Consider the following 25,845-nt stretch of genomic DNA (forward strand, 5'->3'; position numbering starts at 1 on the left):
CCAATGGATCTATCTCTGCTGGTTCCTAACAAATTCGATACAACTGCTCCCATGGTTTGCTTGCTTTTCGAGACAAAGGTATTCACTATTGGGCAAAGGGAATGAGTGTTTGCACTCATTCCCTTTGCCCCTTGTAATGACTAGAAGATTCTTTATTTTTTCTGATAGTCAAGCCCGGAAGTGGACTTTTGCGTCGTAAACGGTTTCGCTGTCGATACATCTGCAACCAGCCTGGCGCGCATACTTTTCCGTATTGCGGCGAACCTTTCCGCGTACAAAGAAGGGGATCTTTGCGAGCTCTGCTTCTCCCTCTGGGGTCCAGAGAGGTGATTCCTCAGATGAGGAATCTGCATTTGATTGCGTTGATGGATTGGTTGCTGCTTGGCTTTGTTGCTGTTCCGTTTGGCTCTGATGTCCGCCTAGGTGCCCTAGGTGGCTTTGATGGCCATCCACAAATTCAAAGTCATGGCGGAACATACCGATTAGATGCTCCTCAAGGCCCATCATCAATGGATGCACCCAGCTATCGAAAATGACGTTTGCACCTTCCCATCCCATTTGTGGGCTGTATCTGGCAGGGACGTCTTGCACGTGCATCGGTGTGCTGATGACTGCACAGGGAATACCCAGTCGTTTGGCACTGTGCCGCTCCATCTGTGTGCCAAGCACAAGTTCGGGAGCTGCCTCTGCCATGGCAGCTTCCACGGCAAGGTAGTCATCGCTGATGAGTGCTTCAAGTCCTAGTTCTTTGGCTGCAGCTCGCACCGGTCTGGCCATTTCGCGGCTGTAGGTGCCAAGACCCACCACTTTGAAACCGAGCTCTTGATCAGCAATCCTTGCTGCGGCAAGGGCATGAGTGCCATCGCCAAAAATGAACACGCGCTTGCCGGTGAGGTAGTTGGAATCCACAGACTGTGAATACCAAGGCAGTCTCGATTGCTCTGCACCTTCGCCTGGATTGGGTGCAGGCATCTCTAACAATTGATGGAGTTCCTCTAAAAAGTCTTTGGTAGCACCCACTCCGATCGGCACTGTTTTGGAGAACGGCATGCCGTAATTGCGCTCAAGCCAGAGACAAGTTGCTTCTGCGATTTCAGGGTAAAGACAGACATTCAGATCAGCATTGGGCAGCCGCATTAGATCGGCTGGTCTTGCTTCAAGTGGAGCCACAACATGTACATCAATGCCGTGTTCGTTAAGAAGTTTTTCCAATTCGAGAATGTCGTCTCTACAGCGGAAGCCGAGCAGGGTTGGGCCCAAGAGATTCACTCTGGGCCGGCGTCCTTCGCTTTTCCATGCAGCAGGGCTATGACTGACGCCAGATTGCTCAGAAGGCTGCTTGCTGAGGATGCCTCGCACGAGTTGATAGAACGTTTCTGAGGCTCCCCAATTTTCTTTCTTGCTGTAGGCCGGTAGTTCTATACCCACAACAGGCATGTTGAAACCCATGCCTGAAGCAAGTGAGCCGGGTTGGTCTTGAATGAGTTCAGCGGTGCAACTTTCACCCACTAAGAGTGCTTCGGGGTTAAAGCGCTCCACGGCTTCACGCAGATGACCTTTGACCAATTCAGCCGTATCTCCTCCTAGATCCCTGGCTTGAAAGGTGGTGTAGGTCACGGGCGGCCTGCGCCCGCGCCGCTCGATCATCGTGAACAGCAGATCCGCGTAAGTGTCTCCTTGCGGGGCATGCAACACATAATGCACTCCTTCCATCGAGGAAGCGATACGCATGGCTCCTACGTGAGGAGGCCCTTCATAGGTCCAGAGAGTGAGTTCCATTGGTTTTTTAGACGCTTACGAGGAGTTGGTTGTTGAGAAGGTTGCGGCGATGCAGTGGCCTTGCAAACAGTTCGGCGAGGTCTGCGGCTTGATCAATGCCGTGGATGGGGCTAAAGATCAATTCGATTGACCATTTCGTAGCAATCTCTTCCGCTTCAAGGGGATTTGCCAAACCCATACCGCAGACAACTAGATCGGGCCGCTGCTCCCTAACCCTGTCGAGCTGCTTCTCGACATGTTGTCCTTCCATTACTGGAGTGTTGTGCGGCAGCAGTTCCAATTCAGACTGCATCATCTCTCGATTGAGATAAGGAACTCCAACTTCTACAAGTTCCATTCCACATTCTCTGTGAAGGAAACGCGCTAGTGGAATTTCCAACTGGGATTCAGGCATCAGGAAAATTCGCTTTCCAACCAGTTGCTCTTTGTAGGGCGATAAAGCCTTTTGGGCGCGCACCATCAAAGGTTCAAGGATGGTTGCAACGTGACTGCCATTGATACCAAAAGCGTGGGCTGCCGCTTCCATCCAGAGTCGGCTTCCCTCAGCTCCCAGAGGGAAAGGCGCTTGAAGGATCTCGGCGCCTCTGTCTTTGAGTTCCCTAGCCGTGTCAGTTAAGTAGGGCTGGGTTAGCAGAACACGGGTGCCAGGCCCTACGGATGGCAGATCAGTCGACTGCCTGGGCGGCAAGCTGGACACTGAGGGGATGCCGAGGCGCTCGAAGAGATGCTTGAGACGATCTTCAACTGCGTTGGCCATGGTGCCAACAAGCAGAAGCTGGGCTTCGTTGCTATTAGGCATCAACGGCACCATGGCTTTGAGCGCACCGTCCTCACCTTGGGTAAAGGTGGTTTCAATGCCGCTGCCTGAGTAATTCAGCACGCGAACGCCGCCTTGAAGCTGTCCATTGAGTCGCTCGGCAACTCTTGCTAGATCTAACTTGATCACTTCGCTGGGGCAGGAACCCACCAGAAAGAGGGTGCGAATTTCAGGACGTCTCGCCAACAAGTCGTTGATCACCCGATCAAGCTCTTCATGGGCGTCTGCGAGTCCAGCGAGGTCTCGCTCTTCCAGGATGGCAGTGCCAAAACGCGGCTCGGCAAAGATCATCACGCCTGCGGCGCTTTGGATCAGATGGGCGCAGGTGCGTGAGCCCACCACGAGGAAGAAGGCATCGGGCATCCGTCGATGCAGCCAAACAATTGACGTCAAGCCACAGAAAACCTCCCGAGGTCCGCTTTCCTTTAGCAGCGTCGTGCTGCCCATGGGCTGCTCCAAAATCGCTATAACAATTTGCTTGATGAATGAACAGATTTGCGGGAGTTAATAAACTCTTTGGGATCAGGAAAAGCTTTTTGTTGTAGAGGCCGGACAAATTGCTTCTCTTGCCATAGAGGAGGGGCCCACAGCCAGATATTGTTTTGTTCGAGTCAAGTGGGAAGGAGCACTACGTTTTGGCATTGATCCATGGATTTCATCTGCGCAATGTTCGCGGAGATCTATTAGGCGGATTGACCGCTGCGGTGGTGGCGCTGCCTTTAGCCCTCGCATTTGGCAATGCTGCCCTTGGCGATGGAGGCGCGATCTACGGCCTCTACGGAGCGGTGATTGTTGGCTTCTTCGCAGCGCTGTTTGGAGGCACTCCGTCTCAGGTCAGCGGCCCCACTGGTCCGATGAGCGTCACCGTGGCAGGAGTGGTCGCCGCTCTTGCTGCTGTTGGTATCTCCACAGCGTTGCCAACGGTTGATGGTCCAGGCGAGCTTTTGCCCCTGGTGATGGCCGCAGTTGTTGTGGGAGGTCTATTCCAAATTCTTTTTGGGGTCTTACGACTGGGGCGTTACATCACGCTTGTGCCCTATTCAGTGGTGTCTGGCTTCATGTCTGGGATTGGGGTGATCATCCTCATTCTTCAGATTGGACCTCTCTTTGGCATCTCAACCAAGGGCGGTGTGATTGCTTGCCTTACGCAGTTATCGGCAAACTTTCAACCCAACTGGGGCGCGGTAGCAGTGGCTGTGATGACCTTGGCCATTGTCTTTTTGGCACCTCGGCGACTCACCGAGGTGGTGCCTTCACCGCTGTTGGCTTTGTTGATCGTTACGCCTCTTTCGGTTGTGCTGTTCAATGACGCGAACCTTTCAGCGCGAGGCATCGATGAGCTGCCGCGTATCGGCACGATCCCTGAAGGTGGCCTGGGCTTTTCTTTGCCCAGCTGGGACCCAGCATTTCTTCCTTTGATTATCAAATCAGGCTTAGTGCTTGCGGTGTTGGGAGCAATCGATTCGCTGTTGACATCCCTTGTTGCAGACAACATTACCCAGACTCGTCATAACTCTGACCGAGAGCTGATTGGCCAAGGAATTGGCAACTCTCTTGCTGGGCTGTTTAACGGATTGCCTGGCGCCGGTGCAACGATGCGGACTGTGATCAATGTCAAATCTGGAGGCAGCACGCCACTCTCTGGAATGGTGCATTCCATCGTGCTGTTGATTGTTTTGTATGGAGCAGGTCAGTTCGCGGCTTTAATTCCAACTGCCTTGCTTGCAGGAATATTGGTCAAGGTAGGTCTCGACATCATTGATTGGAGCTTCTTACTTAGAGCTCATCGCCTCTCGATTAAGACAGCTGTTGTCATGTATGGCGTCTTGCTGATGACAGTTTTCTGGGATTTAATCTCAGCAGTTTTGGTTGGGGTGTTTGTTGCAAACCTATTAACAATTGATTCGTTGACACAAGCACAATTGGAAGGAATGGATGCCGATAATCGTTTGATGGATGGTGATTTTGACAACAAATCAACTGATGCTTCTGCTAATACTGAAGAGCCATCTTTGCCCCCTTCAGAACAAGCATTGCTTGATCGTTGTGGCGGGCAGGTGATGTTATTTCGCCTGCGCGGACCATTGAGCTTTGGAGCTGCTTCGGGGATCACAGAACGAATGGCTTTGGTACGTAATTACAAGGTTTTGATTCTTGACATTACTGAAGTTCCTCGCCTTGGCATTACTGCAACTTTGGCCATTGAACAGATGGTTCAAGAGGCAAAAAACCATTCAAGGAAAGCTTATGTTGTGGCTGCAAACGACAGGGTCCGCAACAGACTTGAGAAGTTTGATGTGCAAGGGTTGATGACTAATCGAACTCAAGCCCTTGAAGCCGCCCTGGCTGACTTATAAGAGCAAGTGAGAACTTATTAGAGATCCCAGCTTCATGAGACCACCTTCATGGGATTGGGATCTTTGATAAAAATAATGATACAATCTTCCTTGTAAAATCTTCAGATTTGAATGGTCTGAAAAATTTCTACTCTTCTTTTAGTCACATCTTGCCAAGTCATTATCTAAAACTGACCAGATTTCCCTGCAACTTCTTTATATGATCACAGCAACCGCAACAGCACTTGACGCAGGGCTCGTACTGGCCAATGTTTTATCACCAAAGGTTTTATTTTTTTTCTTGGGTGCGATTGCGGTTTTATTGAATGCTGACCTTGAGATTCCTGCGCCGCTGCCGAAATTATTTTCACTTTATCTGTTGATGGCCGTTGGCTTTAGGGGTGGCATGGCTTTGGCGAAAGATGGTCTCGGTGGCCAAGTCATCACAACTATTGCTGTTTCTGTGTTAATGGCGGCGGTCATCCCGCTGATTTGCTTCTGTATTTTGCGATTGAGGTTTGATGTCTTTAATGCAGCAGCAATATCAGCTACATACGGCTCAATTAGCGCAGTGACCTTTATCGCTGCTGAGAGTTTTCTTCAGGCTCAAAATATTTCTTATGACGGATTTATGGTGGCCCCACTGGCGTTAATGGAATCACCGGCAATCATCGTTGGCTTGGTCCTAGTTCGGCTTGGTTCCCGTCAGGCACGTCCTGGTTCTGATGGAATGAATTGGCGCAAGGTTCTGCATGAATCGATGCTGAATGGCTATGTCTATTTGATTGCAGGTAGCCTTGTAATTGGTTTCATTGCTTCTATCTATAGCCCTGCTGGTGTAGAGAAGATGGAACCATTCGTTTATAAGTTTTTCTATGGAGTCTTGTGCTTCTTCTTGCTGGACATGGGAATCGTTGCGGCGCAGCGTTTTAAAGACCTCAAAAAAGCAGGAGCGTTTCTTATCTTTTTTGCCATTCTGATGCCAATGTTCAATGCGTTAATCGGAGGCCTTGTTGCTAGGGCACTTGGTTTAGGCTATGGCAATGCACTCTTGTTTATTATTTTGTGCTCTAGTGCCTCATATATTGCCGTCCCTACGGCAATGCGAATGACAGTTCCAGAGGCCAACCCAAGGTATTACATTTCTAGCGCCTTGGGATTAACTTTCCCTTTTAATCATACGATTGGGATTCCACTATATATGGGTTTGGTTTACAAGTTAATCCCTGCATCAATTTAAAATCATGAAGCGACTAGATTTAATTGTAAGTGAGAGAGAGCTTGAGTCAGTGATTAAAGCTCTTGATCAAGCTGGGGCACCTGGCTATTCAGTCATTAGGCCTGTAACTGGTAGAGGGCCTGATACTTATGTGACAGAGGGCATGGATTTTAGTGGCCTTGGTGCAAATGCTCATGTGATTGTCTTTTGCGAGATAGAAGTTCTTGAGAAGTTGCGTGTATCGATAAACCCCATACTTAATTATTATGGTGGTGTAGCTTATGTCGCGGAGGCTTCTCCACTCTGACAATCTTTTGAAAATATAAATAATAACGATATGGGTTTTGTGCGGCTTAGTAGTAGCCGCAACTGATGCCGCCTTAAAGGTTTAAGTTTTTTCCCTCACGCTAGAGGGGTAACTTTTTCTTTGAAGTTAGCTTGATTGATGTGAGAGTACCTATTCTCTTTCTGGTAACCAAGTCATGGCTGAATGCAATGATTCCAACTGGCAAGGAAAGAAATAATTAAAATATCGCATGTGAATCTAAATATAAGCTTCTAAAATAAAGTGGTTTTTTCAATGACTTCTCCCCTCTCTACCATTAGAACAGTATTAGTGGTGTTATTTGGATGTTGTCAAGAGATACTCGCCTGCGTTTGCAAGAGATTCTTGCTCGAGTCGCAAGCGATCAGCCCGTTAGCTTAAGTGAACGGATTTATATTCATAAGTTTGCTGACCGAAACCAGACTGTTGCAACCTGGTTGCATAGAGCGAGGAGAGAACAACAGAAATTGCAACCTCGAGATGGTATTGATCAGTTGCTCGATGCTCTTCAACTTGGCTCGTCCGAACCAGATGATCACTACTGCTCGGAGGATGACGACCTTGGCGAATGGTTTGGTGGAGCTCCGTCCTGGTTAGGTAGGAGCTGAACTTCGATCGTAGGTTTTTCTATCACAATGCAATCTGTCTGCACTTAGATTTTTTTAATTGCAGACGAAACATGACTAAATTTACGAGAATCGATTTTTTGGATTGATGGCTGCAGTTCGCTTTTTACCGTCTGTTTTGGCTTGATCTCTCACTCTTGCTTCTTGCGAGTCATCTAGCCAGAAAGTAACCAATGATGAAATCCAATTGGCTGATTGTGCTGAGCTGGTGTTCTCTGCTCGAAATCAAGTTGATCAGGCTGTAGCGGTGGTCAATGTGCTGACTCCTTAACCCACGATTGCCCAGGCTGAATTCAGTGAGTATCGTGACCAGGTGAAGATCTTCTGCGACGCTGTCGAGGAGATACGTGAGTAGAAGGATCTGACTTTTGCTGAAGCTGCTGATCAGCAAAAGGGCAAAGTGACTACTGTGATTGCGGCCAGAGAACAATTGATGGCAACACGGTCTGCATCGATGTTGAACAGTCGGCTAAAAGAGAGTCAGACGATGAAGACGAGTCAGAAGATGAATGATTAAAGACAATCTCTTCTGGAGATTGATCAGTTTGATGATTAATTTTTAAGGGATTCAAAGGCGGCGACGGAATCCATCGCCGCTAAATCCATCAACATTGCGCTCTGGAGTTTTGTCGGAACTGCTGAGCTTCCAAACGTTTCTGCTGACTCGCCTTGCGATCAGCCCTCCTCGTCTGACTTCCTTTGAGCCGGGTCTAGCGCCAAGAAGTTTTGCCACCTCGGCTGTGCTCAGTGGAGCACCAGTTTGAATGGCCAAAGATGTGAGCTCGAGGCGTTGTCGCAGAGCTAAAAGATCGGCTTGTCCGCCAGTCTCAGCTTGAGACCATGTCCATTCACTTGCACCTTCCCGCATTTTTTGCATCAGGCCCAAACCAATTAAACCCAAGGCTTGCTCTGCTTTTAGGTCTGTTGGAAGGTTTGTAGATTCAGATTTTTTTTCTTGCATGGTGGCCATAGTCCATCCCAATCATTGATTTGGACGGTATCGGCTCTAAGGCCACTTGCAAGAGCAGTGCATTTGAAAGATATGTTCAATCACAAGGTATTATCCCCGCCATGCAGCGATTTGCGGGCTTAGAAATTCGGGAGCGGCGTCAAGGTGGAAGCTCGCTGGTGACAGGAACTGAGGTTTTGCCTCAGGCCTCAGGGGCAAGCTGCGTCATTACGACTGATTCGGAGACAGCAAGGGTTGGCCGTCAAAATAGTCATGTGCAGCAAATTGAATTGCGCACGTATGTTTTCCTCGATTCACTTCAGCCTCAGCTAGCTGCCTACATGGGCACGGTGAGTCAAGGCTTTTTACCGATTCCTGGTGATGCTTGCCTGTGGATGGAGGTCTCACCAGGCATGGCTGTCCATCGAGTGACTGATATTGCCCTTAAGGCCAGCAATGTGCGACTAGGCCAGATGGTCGTTGAAAGGGCTTTTGGTTCTTTGGCCCTATACCACCGTGATCAGAGCACTGTGCTCCATTCCGGTGATGTTGTTTTGGATGCCATTGGCAGCACTGTTAGCCAGAGAAGTTCTTGTGATGTGAGCTGGACCGAGGTGATCCGTGCGATAACCCCAGATCACGCTGTTTTGATTAATCGCCAAAATCGTCGTGGTTCGATGATTGAAGCTGGAATGAGCATGTTCATTCTTGAAACCGAACCGGCTGGTTATGTATTAATTGCTGCCAATGAAGCTGAGAAGGCATCCAATATCACCATCGTTGACGTGAAAGGCGTGGGAGCCTTTGGCAGGCTCACATTGGCGGGGAAAGAAGGTGATGTAGAGGAGGCTGCTGCTGCTGCAATGCGAGCCATCGATCAAATCAATCGCTAGCTAAACAATCTGATCAAGTCCTAGTTGTTCTCGCAGGCAAGGGGCTAGTGCTCTAGCCGCTTTTCCTCGACTACCAAGCCTTGAAAGCTGTTGATTATTGAGTTCTCCGTAGGTGCAGTTCGCTTCGCGAACCCAAAACAGCGATTCGAACTCGCCTCCTTCATAGGCAGGCGATCTAAGTAGTTCTCCCCAGCAAATCCCCTCTGCTGCTTTAAGAAGCTTCCCCTTGGAATTGCATAGAACCATCACACTGCGGAAGCGAGCACTCCGATATGGGTTGTTTTCAAGGGCCGCAAGGATTTTCTTGATTTTTTCTTGATTGCTGGCAGCAAAGCGGGCCGAATAAAGCCCCGGGGCTCCATCCAGGGCATCAACTTCTAATCCGGAGTCGTCAGCAATGGTCCAGTTTCCAACTCGTTTTGCGACTGCTCGAGCTTTGAGTAGGGCATTGTCTAGATAAGTGGAGCCCGTTTCCTCGACATCTAGATCTTGCGGTTGCCTCTGCACATCGATTGGGAGTGGACCAAGCATTGCTTCGATCTCGGCGACCTTGCGAGGGTTTCCACTCGCAATGGTTAGCAGTGGTTTAGCCAAAATCAAAAAAACTATCGCTCTTATTCTGCTTTAGGGGGTGGAAGTTCTCTCTTGGGAAGATCTGAGGCAGGATTTTTGATTGTTTCTGCTCCCCTTGGACAAGCGATAGAAGCTCCTGGAGTCGATCAATTGAGACTTTCGCGCGGCTTGGCAACCAAATGTGGCCAAGAGCTGACAGAAAAACGAACAGTCGTTTAAAACAGTCGTAGCAAGGGTGATTAGCCGAGCTTATGGAAAGGGCTACGGATGGTGATCTCCGTTTCGGCTGAATTTGCTTGACGGAAGTTGCCTGCGCAGAGCATTCTCCTTCCCGAACATTCAATCTCCTACTACAGGTAAGCAATGGCTAGCGAAACCATGGGCATCGCCCTAGGCATGATCGAAACCCGCGGCCTCGTGCCAGCAATTGAAGCTGCTGACGCCATGACCAAGGCAGCTGAAGTGCGCCTGATTGGTCGCGAGTTTGTCGGTGGTGGATATGTCACCGTGCTCGTGCGTGGTGAGACAGGTGCTGTGAACGCCGCCGTTCGTGCTGGCGCTGATGCTTGTGAGCGTGTTGGTGACGGCCTTGTCGCAGCGCACATCATTGCTCGCCCTCATCGTGAAGTTGAGCCTGCGCTAGGCAACGGCAATTTCTTAGGTCAGAAGGACTGAGGCCTTCTGCGATGGCTCTAAGAGCTTCGCCATCTCAACCTTCTATACCGACTTAAAAGGAGCTATTCCATGAGCAAGAAGTATGACGCAGGGGTTAAGGAGTACAGAGACACCTACTGGACTCCCGATTATGTACCCCTAGACACTGACTTACTGGCCTGTTTTAAATGCACTGGCCAGGAAGGAGTACCCAGAGAGGAAGTTGCTGCGGCTGTAGCGGCTGAATCTTCAACCGGTACTTGGTCCACAGTTTGGTCAGAGCTATTAACTGATCTTGAATTTTACAAGGGCCGTTGCTATCGCATCGAGGATGTCCCTGGAGACAAGGAGTCCTTTTACGCTTTTATTGCTTACCCTCTAGACCTTTTTGAAGAAGGTTCAATCACTAACGTTCTGACCTCTTTGGTCGGTAATGTTTTTGGCTTCAAAGCATTACGCCATCTGCGTTTAGAAGATATCCGCTTCCCGATGGCCTTCATCAAGACATGCGGTGGTCCTCCTAATGGCATTGTCGTAGAACGTGACCGTTTGAATAAGTACGGTCGCCCCTTACTTGGTTGCACCATTAAGCCAAAGCTTGGCCTTTCTGGTAAAAACTATGGACGGGTTGTTTATGAGTGTCTGCGTGGTGGTCTTGACTTAACCAAAGACGACGAAAACATCAACTCTCAGCCTTTCCAGCGTTGGCGCGAGCGCTTTGAGTTTGTTGCTGAGGCTGTCAAGCTTGCACAGCAAGAAACTGGAGAAGTCAAAGGTCATTATCTCAATTGCACTGCGACAACTCCTGAGGAGATGTATGAGCGTGCTGAGTTCGCTAAAGAACTCGACATGCCAATCATCATGCATGACTACATCACTGGTGGATTTACCGCCAACACAGGTTTGGCGAATTGGTGCCGTAAAAACGGCATGCTGTTGCATATCCACCGTGCCATGCATGCGGTGATTGACCGTCATCCCAAGCATGGAATTCACTTCCGTGTGCTTGCCAAGTGCCTGCGTCTTTCCGGTGGAGATCAACTCCATACAGGAACTGTGGTTGGCAAGCTGGAAGGTGATCGTCAGACCACCCTTGGTTATATCGACAACCTGCGTGAGTCTTTTGTTCCAGAAGATCGCAGTCGCGGTAACTTCTTTGACCAAGACTGGGGTTCCATGCCTGGTGTTTTTGCTGTGGCCTCTGGTGGTATCCACGTTTGGCATATGCCAGCATTGTTAGCAATTTTTGGAGACGACTCCTGTCTACAGTTTGGTGGTGGTACTCATGGTCATCCATGGGGGTCTGCTGCTGGTGCCGCGGCTAACCGAGTGGCACTTGAAGCTTGTGTGAAAGCACGCAATGCCGGTCGTGAGATCGAGAAGGAAAGTCGCGACATCCTTATGGAAGCGGCGAAGCATAGCCCTGAGCTGGCCATCGCACTTGAGACTTGGAAAGAAATCAAGTTCGAGTTCGATACTGTCGACAAGCTCGACGTTCAGTAGAAAGTTTCATCAGAGGAGGCATCTGTCTCCTCAAAATCTTTCTTCAGATTTATTAGGCCAACACTTAGTCGTATTGGCCCTTAAACATCCACAATCCAAGGTTCACCATGCCTTTCCAGAGCACAGTTGGTGACTATCAAACAGTCGCCACCCTGGAAACCTTCGGCTTCTTACCGCCGATGACCCAGGACGAAATTTACGATCAAATTGCTTACATCATTGCTCAGGGATGGAGCCCTGTCATTGAGCACGTCCATCCAAGTGGTTCCATGCAGACCTATTGGTCTTACTGGAAGTTACCTTTCTTTGGCGAGAAGGATCTGAACATGGTTGTAAGTGAGCTAGAAGCTTGCCATCGTGCATATCCAGACCACCATGTGCGCATGGTTGGTTATGACGCATACACCCAAAGTCAAGGAACCGCATTCGTGGTATTTGAAGGCCGTTGATTTAGTTTCGGTGTCTATCTCTTAATAGCCTCGATTTATTTTCGGGGCTATTAATCAACTCTCAGAGGCGACAAGCTTCTTCTTCCCTTACGACGTTTTTATTGGTTGGACATGGCAAAACAATCCAGTCGAGAGCTAGCGCTTGAACGCCGTAAGGCCCTGAGTAATTCAGGTAAGAAATCAACCACATTAAATGGATCAAGTCCTAATCGCATCCGTACTGCCTCTGATGCACGTCTAACCAGGACTGATCAATCTTTCGTTAAGGCTGGGAAAGAATCTTTGCAGCTAACCGCTCCTAAGAGAGAGCAACTAGATACGTCTTTTGTTGCTTCTAGAGAATCATCCGGAGCTTCGCGCCGTCAAGTCAAAACGATCCGAAATTCAAGCAGAGAATTGGTTTTGGCCCGTCGTGATGAGCTTTCTCGCCGCGGTCAGCCAGCGGCAAAAAGTAAAGATAGAACTCGTGCAGAAGTTGAGAAAATCTCTTCAAAGGTTAGCCAGCAGGATGCTGCAAAAAAGCAGGTTAAGGATTTAGCCTCTGATCAGAAAGGTGTTGATGAATCTTCTTCAAGGTCTTTGAAGAGTTTGGACACTGTCTCAAGATTAAGTTCAAGGAATTCAACTAGTCGTCCTTCTGCTAAACGTAGATCGATACAAAATCCAAGTCGTGCTTTGGTCCTTGCACGCCGTGAAGCACAATCGAAGCACGGTAAAACGGCAGCCAATCAACCGACCTCTGCAGCATCAGTCGCTCGCCAGGGAGACCCTGACCTTTCAAGTCGAGAGATTTCACAGAGAGTGCGTGAATTGCGTAGTAAAAGTGGTGCTACTGGCAAAAAACGTTCTGGTGCTTGTCGTCCCTGTGGTCCCAATCGCAATGGCTCCAAGCAGGCTGTCGCAGCAGATGCTCATTGGAAAGTTGGTTTAAGTGAAACCAGTACAGGTCAGGTTGTGACTGGTACTCAAGCAAACCGCTCATCTAAAACTACTGGCAACGAAGCGAGTACTTGTCGTTCAATTACAGGTACTCAATATTTAGGTTCAGAGGTGTTTGATGCCTTTTGTCAGTCGGCTCCTCAACCAGGTCAACCTTTAAAAGTTGCAGTTACAAATACAAGCCACGGAAATCGGGTGACCGGTAATGAAGTTGGTCGCTCAGAGAAAGTCACTGGTGATGAACCTGGGACTTGTAAGACTTTGACCGGCACTGAATATATTTCAGCTAATCAGGCCAATCAATATTGTGGAGTTAGCCAACCTTCTCCAAGAAAAGTTGGTCAGAGTGTTACAGAAGATGGTCGCAAGGTTAGTGGTGTAATGGTTGGACGCTCCGAGAAGGTTACAGGCGACGAGGCTGGTTCTAATCGTCAATTGACTGGTGATCAATACCTTGGAGTTGATCCACTTCCTGAAGGGAGGTCTGCAGAGAAAGTAGGTTCATTTAATACACTTCGTGGTGCAGGAGTTACTGGTACAAATGTTGCCCGCTCTGAGTACGTTACAGGCAATGAACCAGGTAGTTGTAAAAGAGTGACTGGTGACGAATATGTGGGCCCTCAGCAATACAAAACTTTTTGTGGCGGCAAGCCAAACCCTGAGGCTGCCAAGGTCGGTTTAAGTCTTACAAATAAGTCGCAAACTGTTAGTGGAACTCTTACAGGTCGCTCGGAGCTTGTAACAGGCGATGAACCTGGAACTTGTAAAGCGGTAACTGGAACTCCCTATAGCGGTGTTGAACAGGCTTCAGGTTGGTGTGATACAAATTCTGTAAGAGAAATTCAGGATCGAACTCCAAAATTGTTGGGTACACCTGGCGCTGTGATGACAGGTCTTCAGCCTGGAGTAGGTGGAGTGATGACAGGAGCAGAGAAAGGTGCTTGTGAACCTTTAACTGGCACCCCATATGTAGGTGGAGATCAACTTGTTCAAGCATGTGGAAGTGATGCTCCCGCTGGTAGTAATGATCACCAGGGTTCATCAGAATCATCTCCTTGGACTCACTTTAGTGTTCAGTCTCCTGCGAGAGCGATGCAGCTAAAGCGTGATCCTCGCTCTGGTGTAACAGGAACAAGTTATGAGCAGGGCTCTCAGATTACGGGTCCTTTTAATATGGCGATTGATAAAATTACTGGCACTGAGCAGTTCCGTTTTGACCGCAAACAACGTCATTTCAAGTCAGTTCGTGTTGAAGCAACCCCCAATGATGTAAGTCAAACACGCCCAGAATCTCGAGTTACAGGAGAAGGCCAATCTGCCGGCCTCAATATTACTGGTGATGATTGGGATCGCAGTGAAAGGGTAACTGGTACCGAAGGAGCTTCTGCTCGTCGCCGTAATCCAACTCGGCCAGGCCCGATGTCTGCGATGCCGGCTGCTGATTTAAAGCGTAATGAGGAACTTTCTCAACCAATGAGTCGAGTAACAGGGTCAAGTGGTAACACTGATCAAGGCTCCTTGATCACAGTCTCTGGCGGCGCAAGGGGTTGATTGATTGATGGCCTATCGCAATCGCAATTTGGCCTCTCAAACGCAAAGACCCTTGGCGCCGACTGCTCCAAGGAGGAGGCCTGTGGTAACACCTCAGATCTCTGATCGCTCAAGGCTAAGAGGGTTTGCCAATGTTGGTTCAGGACCTTGCCACCCTCTCACAGACAGAGCTGCAAATCAGCATCTGCAGACTTATGAAGCCAATGTCAAAGGCTCTTTTGAGCTGATTGTTCCTTTGCTTAAAAGGATCTCAGCACTTCAGCATGATCAGGATTTTGTCTCAAAGTCCCAAAGTCTTGCTCGCTCTGAACTTGGTTTTGATTTGCCTAGCCACCTTTTGGAACAGGCTTGGGTACGAGCATTAGATATGAGGGCCTTATTTGCTTGGTGTGTGTTTCAGTCTCATCAGCATGTGAGTGACCACTTTTTTCAAGAAGACCCTCTGCAAGGGGGAGAAGGCAGCATTCAAGCAAAGCATTTTCAATCATTCCTTGTTGATTGTGGTTTTCATCTCCTTGATGTCTCTCCCTGCGCTGATGGACGCTTGGCACATACGATTGCTTATGCATTACGGATTCCATTTAGTTCAGTAAGACGTCGCTCCCATGCAGGTGCTCTGTTTGATGTTGAGAAAACTGTCAACCGTTGGATTAAGACAGAACACAGACGTTATCGAGAAGGTGTTCCAAATTCAGCCGACTCTCCAACGCGTTATCTCAAGGTTGTTACCTATCATTTTAGTTCCCTTGATCCATCTCATCAAGGATGTGCGGCTCATGGGAGTGATGATGCCTTGGCAGCTTCTGCTGGTCAACAGCGCCTGCTTGATTTTCGTGAATCCGTCGAAAATAGTTTCTGTTGTGGTGCATCAGTAGACCTTCTTTTGATCGGGCTTGATACCGATACTGATGCTATTCGCGTCCATGTTCCTGCGGCAGATGGTTCAATTGTTTTAGATGAGTGGCTTTCCGCGGAAGATCTCTATCACGAGACGCTTTCTCTAACTTCAGATGAGGCGATGCAACATATTGCAGAACGTGTTGAAGCCATTGCGCCTAAGAAACCCGACGAGGGGATGGTGGCATTCATTGTGAAATTGATTGCAAACAACTTTTCTCAGATTGACTACGTGAAGCAATCACATGCTGGACCCTACCCAGATGCTGGGCATGCAGAGCGTTTTATTGGAGTTGGAATAGGTTTTAAGGAAGTGCATCTTCGCAACCTAACTTATTTCGCCCATTTGGATACTGTCGAAGTAGGTGCCCCAGATTTAGATGTAGGAGTGAAAATTTTTAAAGGGTTGAATGTTTCTCGAGATCTGCCAATTCCTGTTGTTGTTCGTTTTGATTATTCTGGCCGAGTCCCAGGGGCAAGGGATCGGGCTGTAACTGATTGCTATCGAGTAAATCAAGCCATTGCTGAGCGTTATTCTGAACTTTTCGATCAGGGTCTTCTTCATACATTCTTGACCATTCGTGATCGTGATAAAAAAGATACTTCAGAGGTAGTCGGTTCCTCCTTGGAGCCTGTTCATCAGGAGGCACACTGACATGTTGATCTGCAAGGTTCTTAAGCCGCTTGTTTCCACCAATCGAATCCCTGGATTCGAACACAAACACCTTCAAGTTGTTCTTGATGGAAGTTCCAAGAAGGTTGCAGTCGATGCTGTGGGTTGTAAGCCAGATGACTGGGTAATTTGTGTTGGCAGCTCAGCAGCGAGAGAGGCTGCAGGAAGTAAATCCTATCCTAGTGATCTTACGATTGTAGGCATTATTGACCATTGGGATCCAGGCGCCCCGAAGCCAGTTTCAGGGGGCTCAGCTTGATGGAAATCATGCAGGTGATGGGCCGTTTGGTTTGTACGCAAAGGGTTGACGGTCTTGGTCATATGCATCTGCGTATCCTGCGTAATAACGCTGGCAAGCAGTTGGTGGCTGTTGATCCTGTTGGAGCTCGAGAGGGCAATTGGGTGTTCACCTCCAGTGGATCAGCTGCACGTTTTGCATGTCCAGATCCCAACACTCAAACAGATCTGACAATTGGAGGAATTATTGATTACTGGCTGCCTGATGGATAGCTAATAAATGATTCGGATTCGATCCATTTATTCTCTTCTTCTTAAACCTTTTATCCATGCCAAAACCTTCTTCCTCTAGTTCTTCAGACAGCCCCTCGTTGACGACAGCGAAACCTGCTGGCTCTGAAGTTGCCAAAAAAGTTCTTCCTGCCAAGGCAACACAAACTGTTGATGTTTCTGCTTCAACATCGTCCTCATCAAGTTCAAAGTCGACTACGAGCAGAAGCGCTGCCACAGGGCGTAGATCCGCCAGCCGAGCAACGGCTTCGACGCCTGCATCAAGGGGCGGTAAGAGTGCTGCGGGTTCCAGTGGCAGTGGTTCTGCGTCTGGTGGTGCTATCAAGCCACCCGCCTCTTCCTCCGTGCCTTCTTTTGTTCAGGGGATTGCACTCGGAATGATTGAAACTCGTGGCATGGTTCCTGCCATTGAAGCGGCTGATGCAATGACAAAAGCTGCTGAGGTTAATCTCATCTCTAGGGAATATGTTGGTGGTGGTTATGTCACTGTGATGGTGCGTGGCGAAACAGGAGCTGTGAATGCAGCCGTTCGTGCTGGTGCAGATGCCTGTGAACGGGTTGGTGATGGCCTTGTTGCAGCCCATATTATTGCTCGTCCTCATCAGGAAGTTGAGCCAGCATTAAGACCCACTCATGCAAAGCGCCGCAGCTAAGTTGGGTACACCCTAATTTTTAGCTTTCTAATTTGCGGGTTTCTTCTGTGGCGAAGTTATTCGGAAATCTGGTTTGATCAACTTTGATGACAAGCATTAAGGTTATTCTTTAACTTCGAACAATCCATCTCCCAACTGTTGTGATGAATCAATGGCAGAAGCGCTCTCGTCCAATACGACTCGAACGGCGATTTGAATTCGAAACCTATGCTGAAACCAGGGATTTTTTAGACCGTCTTGGCGAGCACACTGAAGCCGCAAAGCGCTTCCCTGATATAAGTTTTGGACGTACCTATGTCAATATTACTTTGCGGCCGGAGGATGAAGAAGAAGAGGTTGAGTTAAATGATGATGATTATAAATTTGCAGCTGAGATAGATGGACTCCTCAATTGATCTCTCTTTGGCTTATGCCGATTCCGGAGTTGGAGAGGTACTAGATCAGTTGGATTGCGAGCTGATTGGCTTGAGGCCGGTGAAGACGAGGATTCGAGAAATTGCCGCTTTGTTGTTAGTTGATCGGGCCAGGAAAGATCTCGATCTTGCTAGCACGATGCCAAGCCTTCATATGTCTTTTACTGGACGACCTGGCACTGGAAAGACAACTGTTGCAATCAGAATTTCTCAGATTCTTCATCGCCTTGGATACCTCCGCAAAGGACATGTTGTAACTGTCACCCGTGACGACTTAGTTGGTCAGTACGTTGGCCACACGGCACCAAAAACTCGGGAGATGATTAAACGTGCGCAGGGAGGTGTGTTGTTTATAGATGAGGCATATTACCTTTATAAACCAGGTAATGAAAGAGATTATGGAGCAGAAGCAATCGAAATATTGCTACAGGATATGGAGAGCCGGCGAGGTGATTTTGTTGTTATTTTTGCTGGTTATAAAGATAAGATGGATGCTTTCTATCAATCTAATCCGGGCCTTTCTTCGAGGGTTGCTCACCATATTGATTTCCCGGATTACAGCAACCGGGAGTTGTTGGCTATCGCTCAGTTATTCCTGGTCCAGCAGAACTATTACTTTGGCGACGAAGCTGAGGGCATTTTCGAGGATTACATCGAACGTCGCCGTCAGCTTCCTTTCTTTGCTAATGCCCGCTCAATTCGCAATGCTCTGGACCGTACCCGTTTGAGGCAGGCGAACCGATTGTTTGCACGCATGGGAGAACCGCTCAGTCGTGATGAACTGATGACGATCGAACCTGCTGATATCTTGGCGAGTCGTGTATTCCAAGGCGAGGTGGAAGGCCGGCATCCGACTCAACCCCTGATGGAATCGTCTGAATGAGGATTGAAGATGGCTGTTTGGATGAAAACCTTTCTCTACTTTGGTTGTTCCAGATCCCGTCTGATCAGCACAAGCAAATAAGACGGTGCCTTGTAACGGCTGGGGAGGCAACGATTGAGGGTTTCAAGATGGCTCCAACAAACTGTGCGCTCTATCTCTTGGGTGCTACGACCTTCCTGCAGCAGTCGCCTTAGGGCCTTGCAGTAAAGGGGATAACCCGCCTCGAGTTCGCCAATGGTCAACTTGGCTTCGGCCATGGTTTCTCGCAGTACGCCTCTAAACCTATGCAATCTTCAGACTACTCAGCGGACTGTCCGTCATGGCGGATTCGGCTTTTGCTTTCTGGTTCGGCCAATCATTTTTGATCCTTTCAACGTTAGGGAAAGTCACAGGAGTTAGCAGTAACCCCTCTTCAGCCGTAAATCAAAATGATTAGGGATGATCGGATCTCAGAACTCCTGCTAGCTCAGGGACAAGATTTTTTTCTTGAGTCGCTACACGCTTTATCAAAGCGCTTCACGTTTCCACTGGTTGTTTTCAGCCGAGCCAAGCAACGCAATCGATTTCCACTCGCCCACCTTTTGGAAGGGCGGCTACTTGAACACATGCTCTTGCTGGGCTGATGCCATCCCCGAAGATCTCGCCATAGAGAGCGTTAACCCTTTGAAAGTCCGCCAGATCCGTGAGGTAAACCGTGGTACGAATCACTTGCCTTGGCTCAGCACCGGCTGCTGTGAGCACAGCCATCAGATTGCTAAGGACTTGGCGGGTTTCAGCTTCCACATCACCTTGCCCAACCATCACCCCGTTGGTTGGATCAAGGGCAATTTGACCAGAGCAGTACAGCCATCCTCCTGCTAGTACAGCCTGGTTATAGGGCCCGACTGGTGCTGGAGCTGATGCTGTGGTGATTGCTTGCACAGAAGGGGCGTTCATGGTCTGCTCTGAGCATGAATGTTGCATCATCGCTGTCAGCTTTTGTTTCTGTTGAAAATTCTCTGGGTGTGAGGCCGCTTCGTTCATGTTCCAGCGGCCTTGATCTCAATGGATTGCAATCTCACTAGCTGTTGGTCCTGTTCCATTGCAACAGGACTGCCTTGTTGCTGAGTCAGATATTTGTGCTTAGTTTCGCCATTGATCCTTGTGGTGGCGAAGTTCTGCTAGCTCTTTGCTGTTCTGAGCACGCACGAAGAGGTTGGTACGTTGTTCTTCTGAAATGTTGCTAGGCAGGCTCAGGGCACCCCTCTGGCGGCGACTTGAAACGTCTGCCAGTCGTTCGCTGATAGCAACATCTTCTGGATGCAGGGCGGAGGCCCAGCGCAGATTTGCTTCGGTGTATTCGTGAGCGCAATACACACGGGTCTTCGCTGGCAGGCAACTGAGACGTTGAAGAGCCTTGAACATGTCTTCGGCAGTTCCTTCAAACAGTCGGCCACATCCAGCTCCGAAAAGGGTGTCACCACAGAACACTGCTGGATCTTCAAGATCTTCCTTGTTTGTGGGCAGGTAATAAGCAATGTGTGCTCTGGTATGACCCGCAACAGCGAGCACTTCAACACTGCTGTTGAGAAGAGAAATCTTGTCTCTATCACGAACGGAGATCGTCTGGAAGGGAATGCGATCACGGTCTTCAGCGGCTGCTACCACGGCTGCGTTAGGCCAGTCGCTAAGCAGCTCAAGGGTGCCACCAATGTGATCAGCATGGTGATGGGTTTGAAGTACTGCTGCGAGTGAGAGCTTTCGATTTCGCAGCCATGTCTTGACTGGTTCTGCGATTGCTGGATCCACAACGACAGCCTGGTTGCCTTTAATCCAGATCCAGATGATGTTGTCCTGAAGAACAGGAAGGGCATGGATCGATGAACGTTGTTTATCGCTAGTCGCAGCTGTTGAGGTTGCCTCCATCGTTAAAGTCCAGTTCGACGCATCGCTCCATGATCACTGTCGCGCTTGCAAAAGGAGCTTTGCTGAATGATTCGGTTGCTCGTTTTCAATCTGCTGGGTTGGATTTTTCAGCTGTACTTGATCCAGGCAACCGTCAGTTAATGGTGCCTTCCCATTGTGGCCGGGCCCGGGCACTGTTGGTGCGCAACGGGGATGTGCCCGTCTATGTTGCCTATGGTCAGGCCCAGTTGGGAGTTGTTGGTTACGACGTGCTGCGGGAGCATCAGATGCCCGTTGCTCAGTTGGTTGATCTTGGCTTCGGGGGCTGCCGTATGGCTGTGGCAGTGAAGGCCAGCAGTGGCTATCAGCACGCAGCTGATCTGCCTCCCCATTGTCGAGTTGCTAGCAAGTTTACCCATTGTGCTCGAGAATTTTTCGATGCTCTCGATCTGCCTGTAGAGCTTGTTCACCTGACCGGTTCGGTGGAACTTGGCCCTTTAACAGGCATTGCTGAAGCAATTGTCGATTTGGTCGCGACAGGCCGTACCCTTCGCGACAATGGCTTAGTGGCCATTGAGGAGCTATTTCAGTCTTCGGCTCGCTTGATCGGTCATCCATTGGCCTTGAGGTTGGACCGTGGAGACCTTCAGTTGATTGTGGAGGCTATGCGCATTCAGGAATCATTACCTAAAAATCCAGCTTGATGTCTGTTACTGATTTTCAGCGGGTTCGGCGTCTGGGGCGCTATCTCCGTGAGGACCACCGGCGTCTATGGATGGTGCTTGTCCTCTTGGTGCCGGTAGCTCTTGCTGGTGCGATTCAACCCTTCTTGGTTGGCCAGGCAATCAGTGTTTTGAAGCAAGAGTCAACCTTCCCTTGGCTCAGTCATCTGCCAGTGAGCTCAGCAATAAGAGTTTTGGTGGGGATTCTGCTGATTTCTGTGCTTCTGCGCTTGGGTCTGCAGGGCTTTCAGTCTTTCAATATCGAGGCCTTAGGGCAACGGCTAACGGCGCGTATTCGTAACGATCTCTTTGGCCACGCCATGGCCCTTTCGCTGCGCTTTCACGATCGAATGCCTGTGGGCAAGTTGTTGACTCGGCTGACCAGTGATGTGAATGCACTATCGGAGGTTTTTGGCAGTGGGGCAGTAGGAGTTTTGGGGGATCTCGTCAGCCTTGTGGTGATTGCAGTCACCATGATTTTGATTGATTGGCGCCTGGGGGGGTTGCTGCTGGTGACGCAGGTACCAGTCACCTTGGTGATCCTTTGGTTGCAACGCCGATACCGGAAAGCCAATTACCGCGTGAGGGAGGAACTCTCTCAGCTCAATGCCGATTTTCAGGAAAACCTTCAGGGGCTTGAGGTTGTCCAGATGTTTCGTCGAGAAACGTTTAATGGGCAGCTATTTGATCGCACTGGCTCGGCCTACAGGCAAGCCGTGAATGGAACGATCTTTTATGACAGCAGCATTTCAGCTTTTATCGAATGGGTGGCCCTGGCAGCCGTGGCTGTGGTGTTGGCGCTTGGGGGATGGATGGTAACTGCCGAGACAATGGGCCTTGGCACCTTGACAACATTCATCCTTTATTCCCAGCGTTTGTTTGATCCCCTGCGTCAACTTGCTGATCGCTTCACTCAGATTCAGGGGGGCCTGACTGCTGTTGAAAGGATTGGCGAGTTGCTGGAGCAGCCACTGGACATTGTCGATGCAAAGCCTGTTAAAGACGAACCCAGCGTTGTTAGGCCCTCGGCTTCTGCTGCTTGCGGTGAGGTGGTGTTTGAGGGGGTGAGCTTCGCCTATCGGCCAGACGAGCCGATTCTCCAGGACCTTAGTTTTCGCATTTCTGCTGGTGAACATGTTGCCCTGGTAGGACCAACCGGTTCAGGCAAGACGACCCTGATCCGCTTGCTTTGTCGTCTTTACGAGCCTCAAGTCGGGCGGATCATGCTTGATGGTGTTGACATCAAAACAATCCCTCTTTGGCAGCTACGCAAACAACTGGGGGTTGTGCTTCAGGACACCTTTCTATTTAGCGGCAATGTTGCAGATAACCTCCGATTGGATTCCTCGATTGAGGATGACCGTTTGCGGGCGATCTGTAGAGATCTTGGCCTTGATCCTTTGCTCAATCGGCTACCCAACGGCTTGGAGACTGAGCTCAGGGAGCGTGGCGGCAATTTGTCATCGGGAGAGAGACAGCTCTTAGCAGTTGCAAGGGTGGCCATTCGCAACCCCACTGTGCTGGTTATGGATGAGGCGACCGCTTTCATGGACCCTTCTACGGAAGCGACATTGCAAAGGGATCTAGATCGCTTGCTTGAACGTCGCACCGCGGTTGTTATTGCCCATCGCTTGGCCACTGTGGAAGCAGCCGATCGAATCATGGTGCTTCGGCGGGGCAAGCTGATTGAGCAGGGAACCCACCTTGAGCTTCGTGCCAAGGGAGGCCTTTATTCTCAGTTAGCGGAACTACAGGAAAGGGGACTGGCGAAACTTTGAATTTAGTTTTTGCTTTCAGCGATTGGATCTTGATTTCAGCTTCACGCTTAATGGCTATGGGCCTTGGTGAAGCAGGATCAAGACAGTTGAGCACTGCCGTGTGATCAGCTCCTGTTCGCTAACGCCGGAGGTTCTTGAGCAGGCCTATGGGCATGGAGCAAGAGAGTGCCCGTCTTCGAATGAGCAGATCAAGCTTGTCTTCAGTCAAGACCGTTCATTCGATCTTGTTGAGCTTGAACAATTGCTGGAGGCTGTGGGTTGGAGTCGCCGGCCGATGCGTCGAGTGCGTCTTGCACTTGATCACACTCTCTTGAAAGTGGGCCTTTGGCGCCATGATCCCCTGTTGCCCCGTTTGGTTGGTTTTGCTCGCTGTACAGGTGATGGAGTTCTTGAAGCCACAGTGTGGGATGTGGCGATTCACCCCATTTATCAGGGGGTGGGATTGGGTAAGCATCTAATGGATTACACCCTTGAATCTCTTAAGGAGATGGGTGTTAAACGAGTCACGCTCTTTGCTGATCCAGGTGTTGTCGATTTCTATGAGCGACAGGGTTGGACGCTGGAGCCTGATGGCCACAAATGTGCTTTTTGGTATGCCTAAGGATTATCGGTAATAGTCTTTTGACAGCTGCTTGGCTGCCTCTCCTCTGCGCCAGCGTCTACGCAATTGGGCGTTTTGCCAGGCTTGATTCAGTAGACCTAGCCGTTGCAAACGGCGGCCATCGGTGTAAAGGGGTAATCCCAGGCTTAGCAACCTGACTTGGCAAGAGAGTCGCTGCACCAAATCGAGATCTTCCATCAAAGGGATGGGTTTGTATCCCCCGATGTGTTGGTAGAGCCTTTTGCTGATGAGCAAGCCTTGATCGCCATAGGGCCTTTGCAGCCAATGACTGCGAAGGGCCACAGCTAGTTCCAATAGACGCAGTTTTGTTCCCTTCCCTTGGATTTTGTAGTCGAAGAACCAAGCCTTCAGCTCTCCTGCTGACTGAGTAATCACTGCTTCAACGACAGCGGGCCAATGGGGGGGGAGTCGGCTGTCGGCATGCAGGAACATCAACCAAGTTCCTTTTGCATAGCAGGCCCCATGACTGAGCTGAGCACCCCGATTGGGATTGGCTACTCGCAGTACTTGAGCTCCTGAGAGTTGGGCAGCGAGTTCTGTGTCATCACAGCTGCCAGCATCAACGATCCAAATATCCAGGGGTGTAGGCCAGCGTTGGAGATCGGCCAACAGCAGTGGTAGACGGCTGGCTTCATTGAGGCTCGGTACGATGACGCTGAGGCTGGGCACTTCGCTGATGTTTGATGTGATAGAAACTTGCCTGCTTTGATTACATAGACCCCTGTAAACAGGGTTGAGTTGCTGGTTGGTTAAGCAACTGTATGGCAAGATCTCACAAGCTGTATTGGTGGAACTCTTCTTAAGGAAATTGCTTTTGCACTACTTACAGAGTACATCTGCTTGAGCTAAAGAGTGGCTAGGGTGCTTAAATCAATGGATTAGCCAGCAGGCTTCGGCTCATTAAATACTGAAGAGGATAAACAGTTTTATCTTGGCCATTATCATGGAATGCCATGAAACTTTGTTACGCAGAAATTGACACAGAGGGAGCCTTCTTCGCTTAGGCTTTGGAGCTGTATTATTGTGAAATTTCAGTAAAATGTAGATTGGTCTTTTGCCTGCATGTGTTGCCATTGGGATTCGGCTTGACAGTCTTTGATTTTCACCTAATAAAAGAGATTCGATCTGTAACCTGTGGGTTAAGTAAGCCTATAAAGTGCTATCTGTGTCTAGAAGGATTTTGGATTTTGAGCATGTTCTAATGATCGTTCCATTCATACTTTTACCCTAGTAATCGACTCTCTCATTTAAGGGGAAGGCTCACTTTCTGTATCTCCTGCAGGTGATGCGTTTTGAAGCTCATTGTTCTGGGATGCTTTTAAGATGTTCCCCATGGATCAACACGCTCTTTCCCAATTGTTCGACCGAAGTGATGATTTACCGCATTTTGTCTTTTGATGTAGGGCGAAGATGATAAGTCTTGAGTGGCAATGCTTCCCTTTTGAAAGGGCCATCTTGTTGTTTCTCGACGCGTTTCTCTAGCTTTAAACGAGTTATTCCCTGGCTCATACCCTTGTCATATCAATCATTTTTTGCATGCTAGCCATGGCGCAAGATCTTCAAGGCAATCGAGATCGTTTTGATGCCTGAGTAAGCAAGGCATCACGCCTGCATCCGCTGCTTTCTGCAGTGTGACTTGCTTCACTTGATTGCTCCCCCAAGGAATGCCGCAGAAGGGCCAGCGTGTCACGGGCTGTACCAATCGCCCTGAGAGTCCAAGTAACCAGTAGCCCCCATCAGTAGCGGGTCCAAGTACGAACTCATGCTCTTGCAAAGCCTCTAGGGCCTGAAGCAGATCCCGATCACAGAGATTTGGCAGGTCCGTGCCGATCAGCAGTGTGGTGCGGCCCATTGTGATTTGTGGATGGTGTCGTTGCTGCACTCGCAAAACCTGTCGACGCATCCGTTCACCCAGGCTTCCCTTGCCTTGAAGCTCCACTGTGCTAACACCATGATCGTGTGCCCAGCGCTTGGCTGCCTTGGGAGCGAGGCCAGTGATCGCGAATTGCAGCTCGACCAGGCCTCTATTGGCCAGATGATTGGCCACGCTCAGAGTGTGTTTGGTAAGCCTGGCCTGGATTGATGCTGCACGCACTATTCCAAGAGTGTCGGCCAGTCTTCGTTTGCATCTGCCTGCTGCCGGCCAGCGGGCCATCACCACCAGTGCAGGTTTTGCCAT

The 25,845-nt window shown here is 49.5% G+C and carries 28 protein-coding genes; 18 read left to right on the plus strand and 10 right to left on the minus strand.

All coding sequences use genetic code 11. From position 1 onward, the window contains the following. Positions 1 to 168 precede the first annotated feature (168 nt). Together SIB41_RS02500 and SIB41_RS02505 are read right to left on the minus strand one after the other, a co-directional pair. Positions 169 to 1,779: a ferredoxin:protochlorophyllide reductase (ATP-dependent) subunit B gene (locus tag SIB41_RS02500; protein ID WP_413360191.1), complete on the minus strand. Its 1,611-nt coding sequence runs from the start codon at positions 1,777 to 1,779 to the stop codon at positions 169 to 171. Between the two features lie 7 nt (positions 1,780 to 1,786). Beyond that, positions 1,787 to 3,043: a ferredoxin:protochlorophyllide reductase (ATP-dependent) subunit N gene (locus tag SIB41_RS02505; RefSeq protein WP_413360193.1), complete on the minus strand. Its 1,257-nt coding sequence runs from the start codon at positions 3,041 to 3,043 to the stop codon at positions 1,787 to 1,789. A 188-nt stretch (positions 3,044 to 3,231) separates the two neighbouring features. Here SIB41_RS02505 and SIB41_RS02510 point away from each other — a divergent pair, with 188 nt between their 5' ends. The 4 genes from SIB41_RS02510 to SIB41_RS02525 all read left to right on the plus strand — a co-directional run bounded on the left by SIB41_RS02510 (position 3,232) and on the right by SIB41_RS02525 (position 7,084). Then, positions 3,232 to 4,953 carry a SulP family inorganic anion transporter gene (locus SIB41_RS02510; protein WP_413361336.1) on the plus strand — a complete coding sequence of 574 codons (1,722 nt, stop codon included), beginning with the start codon at positions 3,232 to 3,234 and terminating at the stop codon, positions 4,951 to 4,953. Positions 4,954 to 5,152: 199 nt separating this feature from the next. Further along, positions 5,153 to 6,172, plus strand: coding sequence for a sodium-dependent bicarbonate transport family permease (locus SIB41_RS02515; protein ID WP_413360196.1), 1,020 nt, complete (start codon positions 5,153 to 5,155; stop codon positions 6,170 to 6,172). 4 nt (positions 6,173 to 6,176) lie between these two features. After that, positions 6,177 to 6,458, plus strand: coding sequence for a P-II family nitrogen regulator (locus SIB41_RS02520; protein ID WP_413360198.1), 282 nt, complete (start codon positions 6,177 to 6,179; stop codon positions 6,456 to 6,458). 323 nt (positions 6,459 to 6,781) lie between these two features. After that, the gene (locus SIB41_RS02525; protein WP_413360201.1) at positions 6,782 to 7,084 is read left to right on the plus strand and encodes a hypothetical protein; all 303 of its coding nucleotides are present in this window, start codon (positions 6,782 to 6,784) and stop codon (positions 7,082 to 7,084) included. A 169-nt stretch (positions 7,085 to 7,253) separates the two neighbouring features. On the opposite strand, the gene SIB41_RS02530 is transcribed toward SIB41_RS02525, so the two are convergent. Both SIB41_RS02530 and SIB41_RS02535 read right to left on the minus strand, forming a co-directional pair. Further along, positions 7,254 to 7,532, minus strand: coding sequence for a hypothetical protein (locus SIB41_RS02530; protein WP_413360203.1), 279 nt, complete (start codon positions 7,530 to 7,532; stop codon positions 7,254 to 7,256). 138 nt (positions 7,533 to 7,670) lie between these two features. Further along, entirely contained in the window at positions 7,671 to 8,072 is a 402-nt protein-coding gene (locus SIB41_RS02535; RefSeq protein WP_413360205.1) for a hypothetical protein, read from the minus strand. A 101-nt stretch (positions 8,073 to 8,173) separates the two neighbouring features. On the opposite strand from SIB41_RS02535, the gene SIB41_RS02540 reads away from it, so the two are divergent. Next, a complete protein-coding gene (locus SIB41_RS02540) occupies positions 8,174 to 8,944 on the plus strand; it encodes a hypothetical protein (RefSeq protein WP_011130579.1) in 771 nt (256 codons plus the stop codon). Here the strand turns inward: SIB41_RS02540 and SIB41_RS02545 are convergent, their stop codons facing one another. Next, complete coding sequence (locus SIB41_RS02545; protein WP_041385109.1) at positions 8,945 to 9,538, minus strand: non-canonical purine NTP pyrophosphatase; 594 nt, start codon at positions 9,536 to 9,538, stop codon at positions 8,945 to 8,947. A gap of 342 nt (positions 9,539 to 9,880) precedes the next feature. On the opposite strand from SIB41_RS02545, the gene SIB41_RS02550 reads away from it, so the two are divergent. From SIB41_RS02550 to cbbX, 10 genes are all read left to right on the plus strand, one after another. After that, positions 9,881 to 10,192 carry a BMC domain-containing protein gene (locus tag SIB41_RS02550; protein WP_011130577.1) on the plus strand — a complete coding sequence of 104 codons (312 nt, stop codon included), beginning with the start codon at positions 9,881 to 9,883 and terminating at the stop codon, positions 10,190 to 10,192. 69 nt (positions 10,193 to 10,261) lie between these two features. Further along, complete coding sequence (locus tag SIB41_RS02555) at positions 10,262 to 11,674, plus strand: form I ribulose bisphosphate carboxylase large subunit (protein WP_011130576.1); 1,413 nt, start codon at positions 10,262 to 10,264, stop codon at positions 11,672 to 11,674. Between the two features lie 107 nt (positions 11,675 to 11,781). After that, positions 11,782 to 12,123 carry a ribulose bisphosphate carboxylase small subunit gene (locus tag SIB41_RS02560; RefSeq protein ID WP_011130575.1) on the plus strand — a complete coding sequence of 114 codons (342 nt, stop codon included), beginning with the start codon at positions 11,782 to 11,784 and terminating at the stop codon, positions 12,121 to 12,123. 111 nt (positions 12,124 to 12,234) lie between these two features. Next, complete coding sequence (locus tag SIB41_RS02565) at positions 12,235 to 14,613, plus strand: CsoS2 family carboxysome shell protein (RefSeq protein WP_413360210.1); 2,379 nt, start codon at positions 12,235 to 12,237, stop codon at positions 14,611 to 14,613. A gap of 7 nt (positions 14,614 to 14,620) precedes the next feature. Next, entirely contained in the window at positions 14,621 to 16,165 is a 1,545-nt protein-coding gene (locus SIB41_RS02570) for a carboxysome shell carbonic anhydrase (protein WP_413360212.1), read from the plus strand. Between the two features lies 1 nt (position 16,166). Then, positions 16,167 to 16,442 (plus strand): carboxysome peptide A, encoded by a 276-nt coding sequence (locus tag SIB41_RS02575; protein WP_011130572.1) that lies wholly within the window; start codon positions 16,167 to 16,169, stop codon positions 16,440 to 16,442. Next, positions 16,442 to 16,693 carry a carboxysome peptide B gene (locus SIB41_RS02580; protein ID WP_011825478.1) on the plus strand — a complete coding sequence of 84 codons (252 nt, stop codon included), beginning with the start codon at positions 16,442 to 16,444 and terminating at the stop codon, positions 16,691 to 16,693. Before SIB41_RS02575 ends, SIB41_RS02580 begins: the two co-directional genes overlap by 1 nt. 56 nt (positions 16,694 to 16,749) lie before the next feature. Next, positions 16,750 to 17,364 carry a BMC domain-containing protein gene (locus SIB41_RS02585; protein ID WP_413360214.1) on the plus strand — a complete coding sequence of 205 codons (615 nt, stop codon included), beginning with the start codon at positions 16,750 to 16,752 and terminating at the stop codon, positions 17,362 to 17,364. 143 nt (positions 17,365 to 17,507) lie between these two features. Continuing rightward, positions 17,508 to 17,759, plus strand: a complete 252-nt coding sequence (locus tag SIB41_RS02590; RefSeq protein ID WP_063397380.1) for a 4a-hydroxytetrahydrobiopterin dehydratase — start codon at positions 17,508 to 17,510, stop codon at positions 17,757 to 17,759. Next, positions 17,743 to 18,660: a CbbX protein gene (cbbX, locus tag SIB41_RS02595; protein ID WP_413360217.1), complete on the plus strand. Its 918-nt coding sequence runs from the start codon at positions 17,743 to 17,745 to the stop codon at positions 18,658 to 18,660. Before SIB41_RS02590 ends, cbbX begins: the two co-directional genes overlap by 17 nt. Positions 18,661 to 18,695: 35 nt before the next feature. On the opposite strand, the gene SIB41_RS02600 is transcribed toward cbbX, so the two are convergent. The 3 genes from SIB41_RS02600 to gloB form a co-directional block, all read right to left on the minus strand. Next, a complete protein-coding gene (locus SIB41_RS02600; RefSeq protein WP_011130567.1) occupies positions 18,696 to 18,917 on the minus strand; it encodes a DUF3136 domain-containing protein in 222 nt (73 codons plus the stop codon). A 280-nt stretch (positions 18,918 to 19,197) separates the two neighbouring features. Continuing rightward, positions 19,198 to 19,596 carry a Rid family detoxifying hydrolase gene (locus SIB41_RS02605; protein ID WP_011825483.1) on the minus strand — a complete coding sequence of 133 codons (399 nt, stop codon included), beginning with the start codon at positions 19,594 to 19,596 and terminating at the stop codon, positions 19,198 to 19,200. Between the two features lie 186 nt (positions 19,597 to 19,782). Then, the gene (gene gloB, locus SIB41_RS02610; protein WP_413360219.1) at positions 19,783 to 20,565 is read right to left on the minus strand and encodes a hydroxyacylglutathione hydrolase; all 783 of its coding nucleotides are present in this window, start codon (positions 20,563 to 20,565) and stop codon (positions 19,783 to 19,785) included. 29 nt (positions 20,566 to 20,594) lie between these two features. Between gloB and hisG the strand changes: the two genes are divergently transcribed. From hisG to SIB41_RS02625, 3 genes are all read left to right on the plus strand, one after another. Further along, on the plus strand, positions 20,595 to 21,248 hold the full coding sequence (gene hisG, locus SIB41_RS02615; protein WP_011130564.1) for an ATP phosphoribosyltransferase: 654 nt from the start codon (positions 20,595 to 20,597) through the stop codon (positions 21,246 to 21,248). Further along, positions 21,248 to 23,044, plus strand: a complete 1,797-nt coding sequence (locus SIB41_RS02620; RefSeq protein WP_413360222.1) for an ABC transporter ATP-binding protein — start codon at positions 21,248 to 21,250, stop codon at positions 23,042 to 23,044. The genes hisG and SIB41_RS02620 overlap by 1 nt, the downstream gene beginning before the upstream one ends. Before the next feature lie 100 nt (positions 23,045 to 23,144). Next, positions 23,145 to 23,645 (plus strand): GNAT family N-acetyltransferase, encoded by a 501-nt coding sequence (locus tag SIB41_RS02625; RefSeq protein WP_063396120.1) that lies wholly within the window; start codon positions 23,145 to 23,147, stop codon positions 23,643 to 23,645. Between the two features lie 3 nt (positions 23,646 to 23,648). On the opposite strand, the gene SIB41_RS02630 is transcribed toward SIB41_RS02625, so the two are convergent. Together SIB41_RS02630 and SIB41_RS02635 are read right to left on the minus strand one after the other, a co-directional pair. Further along, positions 23,649 to 24,335 (minus strand): TIGR04283 family arsenosugar biosynthesis glycosyltransferase, encoded by a 687-nt coding sequence (locus tag SIB41_RS02630; RefSeq protein WP_413360225.1) that lies wholly within the window; start codon positions 24,333 to 24,335, stop codon positions 23,649 to 23,651. Between the two features lie 856 nt (positions 24,336 to 25,191). Continuing rightward, positions 25,192 to 25,845, minus strand: coding sequence for a TIGR04282 family arsenosugar biosynthesis glycosyltransferase (locus SIB41_RS02635; RefSeq protein ID WP_413360227.1), 654 nt, complete (start codon positions 25,843 to 25,845; stop codon positions 25,192 to 25,194).

It is taken from the genome of Prochlorococcus sp. MIT 1201 (assembly GCF_047303415.1).
Lineage (GTDB): Bacteria > Cyanobacteriota > Cyanobacteriia > PCC-6307 > Cyanobiaceae > Prochlorococcus > Prochlorococcus marinus_D.

Coding starts and splice junctions, on each gene's coding strand:
- SIB41_RS02535 (WP_413360205.1), bottom strand. CDS start 8,072: ATGGCCACCATGCAAGAAAAAAAATCTGAATCTACAAACCTTCCAACA.
- SIB41_RS02605 (WP_011825483.1), bottom strand. CDS start 19,596: ATGAACGCCCCTTCTGTGCAAGCAATCACCACAGCATCAGCTCCAGCA.
- hisG (WP_011130564.1), top strand. CDS start 20,595: ATGATCACTGTCGCGCTTGCAAAAGGAGCTTTGCTGAATGATTCGGTT.
- SIB41_RS02515 (WP_413360196.1), top strand. CDS start 5,153: ATGATCACAGCAACCGCAACAGCACTTGACGCAGGGCTCGTACTGGCC.
- SIB41_RS02505 (WP_413360193.1), bottom strand. CDS start 3,043: ATGGGCAGCACGACGCTGCTAAAGGAAAGCGGACCTCGGGAGGTTTTC.
- SIB41_RS02525 (WP_413360201.1), top strand. CDS start 6,782: ATGTTGTCAAGAGATACTCGCCTGCGTTTGCAAGAGATTCTTGCTCGA.
- SIB41_RS02570 (WP_413360212.1), top strand. CDS start 14,621: ATGGCCTATCGCAATCGCAATTTGGCCTCTCAAACGCAAAGACCCTTG.
- SIB41_RS02560 (WP_011130575.1), top strand. CDS start 11,782: ATGCCTTTCCAGAGCACAGTTGGTGACTATCAAACAGTCGCCACCCTG.
- cbbX (WP_413360217.1), top strand. CDS start 17,743: ATGGACTCCTCAATTGATCTCTCTTTGGCTTATGCCGATTCCGGAGTT.
- SIB41_RS02565 (WP_413360210.1), top strand. CDS start 12,235: ATGGCAAAACAATCCAGTCGAGAGCTAGCGCTTGAACGCCGTAAGGCC.
- SIB41_RS02540 (WP_011130579.1), top strand. CDS start 8,174: ATGCAGCGATTTGCGGGCTTAGAAATTCGGGAGCGGCGTCAAGGTGGA.
- SIB41_RS02585 (WP_413360214.1), top strand. CDS start 16,750: ATGCCAAAACCTTCTTCCTCTAGTTCTTCAGACAGCCCCTCGTTGACG.
- SIB41_RS02635 (WP_413360227.1), bottom strand. CDS start 25,845: ATGGCAAAACCTGCACTGGTGGTGATGGCCCGCTGGCCGGCAGCAGGC.
- SIB41_RS02550 (WP_011130577.1), top strand. CDS start 9,881: ATGGCTAGCGAAACCATGGGCATCGCCCTAGGCATGATCGAAACCCGC.
- SIB41_RS02500 (WP_413360191.1), bottom strand. CDS start 1,779: ATGGAACTCACTCTCTGGACCTATGAAGGGCCTCCTCACGTAGGAGCC.
- SIB41_RS02590 (WP_063397380.1), top strand. CDS start 17,508: ATGAATCAATGGCAGAAGCGCTCTCGTCCAATACGACTCGAACGGCGA.
- SIB41_RS02555 (WP_011130576.1), top strand. CDS start 10,262: ATGAGCAAGAAGTATGACGCAGGGGTTAAGGAGTACAGAGACACCTAC.
- SIB41_RS02520 (WP_413360198.1), top strand. CDS start 6,177: ATGAAGCGACTAGATTTAATTGTAAGTGAGAGAGAGCTTGAGTCAGTG.
- SIB41_RS02580 (WP_011825478.1), top strand. CDS start 16,442: ATGGAAATCATGCAGGTGATGGGCCGTTTGGTTTGTACGCAAAGGGTT.
- SIB41_RS02620 (WP_413360222.1), top strand. CDS start 21,248: ATGTCTGTTACTGATTTTCAGCGGGTTCGGCGTCTGGGGCGCTATCTC.
- SIB41_RS02600 (WP_011130567.1), bottom strand. CDS start 18,917: ATGGCCGAAGCCAAGTTGACCATTGGCGAACTCGAGGCGGGTTATCCC.
- gloB (WP_413360219.1), bottom strand. CDS start 20,565: ATGGAGGCAACCTCAACAGCTGCGACTAGCGATAAACAACGTTCATCG.
- SIB41_RS02575 (WP_011130572.1), top strand. CDS start 16,167: ATGTTGATCTGCAAGGTTCTTAAGCCGCTTGTTTCCACCAATCGAATC.